At 70.0% G+C, this 5147-nt stretch carries 10 protein-coding genes; all 10 read left to right on the forward strand.

Annotated elements, in window-relative coordinates; genetic code table 11:
• Window positions 1-260 precede the first annotated feature (260 nt).
• The 10 genes from ACRDSQ_RS19035 to ACRDSQ_RS19080 all read left to right on the forward strand — a co-directional run bounded on the left by ACRDSQ_RS19035 (window position 261) and on the right by ACRDSQ_RS19080 (window position 5068).
• Window positions 261-677 (forward strand): hypothetical protein, encoded by a 417-nt coding sequence (locus ACRDSQ_RS19035; RefSeq protein ID WP_431422924.1) that lies wholly within the window; start codon window positions 261-263, stop codon window positions 675-677.
• Window positions 664-1047 (forward strand): WhiB family transcriptional regulator, encoded by a 384-nt coding sequence (locus ACRDSQ_RS19040; protein ID WP_431422925.1) that lies wholly within the window; start codon window positions 664-666, stop codon window positions 1045-1047. The genes ACRDSQ_RS19035 and ACRDSQ_RS19040 overlap by 14 nt, the downstream gene beginning before the upstream one ends.
• Window positions 1044-1262, forward strand: coding sequence for a hypothetical protein (locus ACRDSQ_RS19045; protein ID WP_431422927.1), 219 nt, complete (start codon window positions 1044-1046; stop codon window positions 1260-1262). Before ACRDSQ_RS19040 ends, ACRDSQ_RS19045 begins: the two co-directional genes overlap by 4 nt.
• The gene (locus ACRDSQ_RS19050) at window positions 1259-1561 is read left to right on the forward strand and encodes a hypothetical protein (protein ID WP_431422928.1); all 303 of its coding nucleotides are present in this window, start codon (window positions 1259-1261) and stop codon (window positions 1559-1561) included. The genes ACRDSQ_RS19045 and ACRDSQ_RS19050 overlap by 4 nt, the downstream gene beginning before the upstream one ends.
• Window positions 1562-1569: 8 nt before the next feature.
• Window positions 1570-1755, forward strand: coding sequence for a methyltransferase domain-containing protein (locus ACRDSQ_RS19055; RefSeq protein WP_431422935.1), 186 nt, complete (start codon window positions 1570-1572; stop codon window positions 1753-1755).
• Window positions 1755-2615, forward strand: a complete 861-nt coding sequence (locus ACRDSQ_RS19060) for a hypothetical protein (RefSeq protein WP_431422930.1) — start codon at window positions 1755-1757, stop codon at window positions 2613-2615. Before ACRDSQ_RS19055 ends, ACRDSQ_RS19060 begins: the two co-directional genes overlap by 1 nt.
• Window positions 2612-3034: a hypothetical protein gene (locus ACRDSQ_RS19065; RefSeq protein WP_431422931.1), complete on the forward strand. Its 423-nt coding sequence runs from the start codon at window positions 2612-2614 to the stop codon at window positions 3032-3034. The genes ACRDSQ_RS19060 and ACRDSQ_RS19065 overlap by 4 nt, the downstream gene beginning before the upstream one ends.
• Window positions 3031-3336 carry a hypothetical protein gene (locus ACRDSQ_RS19070; protein WP_431422932.1) on the forward strand — a complete coding sequence of 102 codons (306 nt, stop codon included), beginning with the start codon at window positions 3031-3033 and terminating at the stop codon, window positions 3334-3336. The genes ACRDSQ_RS19065 and ACRDSQ_RS19070 overlap by 4 nt, the downstream gene beginning before the upstream one ends.
• Window positions 3336-3626, forward strand: coding sequence for a hypothetical protein (locus ACRDSQ_RS19075; protein ID WP_431422933.1), 291 nt, complete (start codon window positions 3336-3338; stop codon window positions 3624-3626). Before ACRDSQ_RS19070 ends, ACRDSQ_RS19075 begins: the two co-directional genes overlap by 1 nt.
• 1013 nt (window positions 3627-4639) lie before the next feature.
• Window positions 4640-5068, forward strand: a complete 429-nt coding sequence (locus ACRDSQ_RS19080) for a hypothetical protein (protein ID WP_431422934.1) — start codon at window positions 4640-4642, stop codon at window positions 5066-5068.
• Window positions 5069-5147: the final 79 nt, after the last annotated feature.

The following is a 5147-nucleotide window of genomic DNA, read 5'->3' on the forward strand; positions in this document are numbered from 1 at the left end:
GCACCCGGCACTGCGCGGACGCTGCTGAGGCCGCCGGCATCCGTGTCGAGCGGTTCGAGGACCCGTCATGACCCGCCTCCCTTCCCGCCCCCACCCCTACATCCAGGACATGGACTCAGCTAGCGACTGGAGGGGGCGTGTCCCTTGCCGCCGCTGCCGGATTCCGGAGTTGCCGTTGGAGCCCCGTAACCGGGTCCACACGTCGTACGTGCCACTGAACGGCGACAGGTCCGGCGCGATCCTCGGCGAAGGGAGTAGCCATGACCGCGACGCTGCCTGAGGGCACCGTGTACCACCTGCGGCCGAAGGGCCGCTGCGCCGAATGTGGGCAGCGCCGGCAGCTGCGCAGCGACGGGACGCTCCGCCGCCACGACCAGTGCGGCGGGTCGCTGCGGGCGCCGGCGTTCGACCTCCACGACGAACTGGCGCACCTGCTGTACGCGTGGGCGTGCGACCGGCGGGTGATCCCCGACTACCGGTGGACGGAAACCATCTGGTCCCACACGCCGCGGCGGGTGGTCCACACCGACATGGGGGACCGGTGGCTGTTACGCGTCGATGACGGCCCCGACGACGACCACCCGGTGGTCACATCGTCGGGGATGGCCACCGCGCAGGCCGCGTTCGAGCTGGTCCGGGCGATGACCGGGAAGGTGGTGCCCGGTGGCGCTGCGTGAACCGCCCCCGGAGCTGCATCAGCGCAACGCCTGCCGGGACCTGGAACCTGAGGCGTTCATGCTCTCCCCCAACCCGGACATGGCGGCACACCAGGAGGCGGTGCGGGCGTGCCTGAGCTGCCCGGTGCGGCGCACCTGCCTGCAGTGGGGGATGGAGTCTCAGGGTGTCGGGTTCATGTGGGGTGGCCAGTCGGTGTTGCAGGTGGACGTGACCACGCCGGACGGGCAGCGCACCAAGCGGGTGCGGGCAGTACCGGTCCGCCAGTGCGCCCGGTGCACCCGGTGGTTCGCGCCTTACCGGGCGAACAGGACCGTCTGCTCCGACCGTTGCAGCCGGGGCCGCAACGGCTACCAGAGGCGGGCCGCGTGATTTCCCGGGACCTGGCCGTGGCGCTACTCGCGGAACGGTTCGGATTCGTGCCGGATGACGAGCGGCATGCCGTCCCGCCGCGGGTGATCCAGCGCGGTGAACGGTTCCCGGCGGTCGACCCCACCCCGGACACACCGGCGACGGTCGCGTGGCGGCAGCAGCTGCTCAACGACGCCCTCAGCGACTGGGACGACCCGAAGGTGGTGACGGGGTGAGCGGCCGGCCACCGCGGGAGCGCGGGTCGCCGAGGGAGGTGTACCTCGGCACCTGCTCGGCGTGCGGGAAGCAGGCGTACGGGAACCGGAAAACGGCCCGCGCGGCGATCCGCCGGGCCCCTTTCGCCGGTACGGGGATGCGGGAGTACCGGTGCCCGGACTTCCCGTTCGGGTGGCACATCGGGCACCTGCCGTCCGCGGCGCGACGCGGCGTCCGCGCCGCAGGCGACGCGGCCCGAGCCAACCGGCGGCGCGGTCCCAGCCCGGCGTCGAGCAATGAAGCGGAGGGGGCGGCGTGACGGCTCTCGTGTTGCGTGGCGACGCCCGCGCGCTCCCGCTCCCCGCCGCGTCGGTGGACCTGATCGTCACGTCGCCGCCGTCTGAGCCGACGATCGCGGACTGGCTTGCGGTGATGCTGGACTGCACCCGCGAGATGGCACGCGTGCTGAAACCGTCGGGAGCTGTAACAGCAGAAAGGGGGGTGAGGGGCTGATGGCGCGCATGCGTTCGATCAAGCCCGAATTCTGGCTCGACCGGCGGCTGGCCCGCTTGGTGTCTCGAGATGCCCGGCTGCTGTACGTGGCGCTGTGGAACCAGGCCGACGAGCACGCCCGGTTGCAGGGGGACTCGAGGTACATCAAGGGGCACTGCCTGCCGTACGACGATGACCTGAGTCTCGCCGACGTCGACCGGCTGGTGGATGAGCTGGTGGCCGCCGGCCGGGTGGTCCGGTACGTCGTCGACTCGGACCCGTTCCTGTTCCTGCCGAAGCTGTCGAAGCACCAGCGGTTGGAGCCGGCGAAGGTCCCGAGTCGCCTGCCCGGGCCGGACGAAGCCGACCCGGACCCGGAGCCACCGACGCCCCGCGTCGCCCCGTCTGAGCCGCGCGCAAACGAGTCTGCGCGGCGCGCGAACTCATCCGAGACGAATGTCGCTAAGCATGTAGCAGGTAGCAGGGAGCATGTAGCAGGTATTCCGCCTACGGCGGAGCGCGCTGACGCGCCGCTCGAACCGGAAACGCTGGAGCAGCGGACCAACAGACTCACCGCCACCTACACCGACCGGGTGAAGCTGTCCAACTTCGCCGCCATCCGCGGAGTGGTCCGCAAGGCCGTCCGCGGCGACTACACCGACGGGCAGGTCACCGACGGCCTCGCTCGCCTCGCTGAGGACGGCCGGTCAGTCACCACGGACACATTGCGGTACGCCATCGACGGGATGCCGTCCAGCCAGTTCCAACGGGACGGGCCACGAGAGTCCACCGGCACCGCCCGCGCTAACGGGGCACTCGCCTCCGCCAGGAGTCTGCAAGCCCGCATGGATCAGAACGCGACACGGGAGATCGGGGCATGAACTACGAAGAGGTCGGGATGGTCCTCGCCAAGCTCGCCGTCTACGACAACAGGATCGTCGGCGAAGCCGAGGTGATGGCGTGGCACGAGGTGATCGGCCGGTACGACGTACGGGACTGCCTGGACGCAGTGGCGCTGCACTACAGCGAATCGCCGCAGCGCGCCATGCCCGCGGACATCCGCAAGTTGGCGATGGGCATCCGGGACCGCCGCCGTGCTGCCGAGGCGAGGGCCGCGCTCGACCCCGCCCCGCAGCCTCGCCGTTCCGCCGAGGTGGAGGCGCTGATCCGGGAGGTCGCGAAGAAGCGGCCGAAGGTTGAGTTCGAAGACATCACCGACGGACAGGCCCGCGCCATCGCACGGGCACGCAGGGAACGCGAGCGTGCAACCAAGAGCAGCGGCGAAGGAGAGAGCCAGTGAGCACCGACCACACCATCGACCCAACGTTGGCGATCCGGGACGGGGACGGGAACCCCGTCGACCTCCCGCTGCTCAGCGGCCACCAGTACGGCTGCCGGCCGACTGAGGGTCGCCATGCACCAGGGTGCGTCCACGTGGACGAGCAGCGGCGCCAGCCCGCGCCGTACAACCCGACCGACGCCGAGGGCTGCGAGGCGTGCGCCGTCGCCGACGACATCTGCCCGTACCACCAGGGCGTGAACGCCGGAATCCAGATGGCTGTACGGAAGCTCACCCGGTGGGCAGAGGGAGACGAGGACTGATGAGCACCGAGATACCCGAGATCCCCGCCGAGGCGTACGACTGGCTGGAGCTGGTGGCCCGGTACATCCAGGAAGACGGCTACGGTGCCGCCGTCGAGACCGCCCGTGAACTCGCCGAGGACACCGGGGATGGCGTCGGCGGAGAGCATCCGGCCACAGACCGGTGTGTCGACTGCGTCAGCGACGAGGAGGTCGCATCCGCGCTCGCTGGCAGATCGCACCCAACGATTCACTGGCGGGGCGCGAACTGCGGAGCCCAGGACACCCAGGGAGGCGGCACCGATGGCTGAGGTGCCGATCTCGTGCACGACGTGGACCCGACGCACCCGACACCTGTCGATCGACCTAGCCCCTCGTGGTGACAAGCCGGGGCTCGCCGGGACGGCTCTGTGCCGCTCCGACGGCAAACCTGTGCGGGTCTACACCGTTGGCACGTGGAAGCACGCACCTGACTTGCTGGCGCTGCCACCTTGCCGGAAATGCGCCAAAGCCGCTGCAAAGTTGGAGGCACCGATGGCTGAGCGCATCACCTCCTACGAGGCGACACTCGCAGCGATCGATGACGCCACCGAACGTCGGTGCTCGCAGTGCCACAAGCCGCTGCCGGCGGAGTCGGTGAGCGAATGGTGGTGCGGCCCGGCCTGCCAGTGGGGCTGGCACGGCGCAGACGCCACCGACCCCGGCGCCGTCTACAGCCGCGCCGACGCGGCGCCGGTGTTCGTAGGCAGGGATGGGGCTCGGGTCCCATTGAGGCCCGCTGGCATCCGCGCTGGGTTCAACCCTGGTGGCGTACTGCCACGGCCGTCAGTGAGTCAGGAAGAGCTGGCGCGGGCGGCTCAGAGCGGCGGTCCAACAGCTCCAGGAAGACCCGGAGCTGTTGGACCGAGCACTGGCCCCGGTGCGGCACGCGTTCACGCTGTACCTCCGGGCGTTCCGGGAGGCGTTCCGGGGAGTCGGCGCCGCGGTCGCCCAGGTCCAACGCATGGCTGCCACGCTCCCCGATGTGTGCCCCCGGACGACCCGCAGACGCGAGCGCTGGAGCATGTACGGAACCGCAACACCGGTCCCCGCGACAGCCAGCGCGCCCCCCGCCGCATCGACCCCCGGAGGAACCGGTGACCCGCTACCTCACAGCCCAGGACATCGCCACGGGCGCGAACAGACCGAAGCCAGGAGAAGCTGTGACCTGCTCGCGCTGCGGACGAAGGGTCGGCGTAACCCGCCATGGGCGCATCGCGAACCACCTAGAACCTTGGCGACGTCTGCGGTGCCCCGGATCGCAGCAACTAGTTGAGGGCCGAGCATGACCTACCTGCTGGATACCGCAACGGAGGCGGCCATGTCGGCTTGTGGGCACATGAGCAAGTGGGGGCCGATCCTGCAGCAGGCCGGCCAGAGCGACACCCGTACGCGGGCCCGTCCTGGCCGCACGCACTCCGAGTTGGAAGCACTACGTGCCGTCGAGCGCATCACCCGTGACGCCATCGTGGTCGGCGCCGTACCGAACTTCGACACGGAAGTCCTGGGTGAGCGGATGCGGTGGCACGGCATCTGCCCGTCATGGCACTACCACCTGGTCGACGTGGAGACGTTGGCGGCCGGCGGCGCTGCAACTCCCACCGAAGTGACTTCGACACGCTGCTCGACGCGTACGGGCTCACGTACGACGAGAAGGACCGGCACACCGCCCTGGGTGACGCCCGCATGGTGCGGGACCTGTACGACGCCGTGATGCGCAAGGAGGAGACGCAGTGAAGATCGACTACCGGATCGTGGAGATGCGGATGGCGCGGACGAGGCTGCTGCGGTGG

The organism is Actinokineospora sp. (genome assembly GCF_050699995.1).
Classification (GTDB): domain Bacteria; phylum Actinomycetota; class Actinomycetes; order Mycobacteriales; family Pseudonocardiaceae; genus Actinokineospora.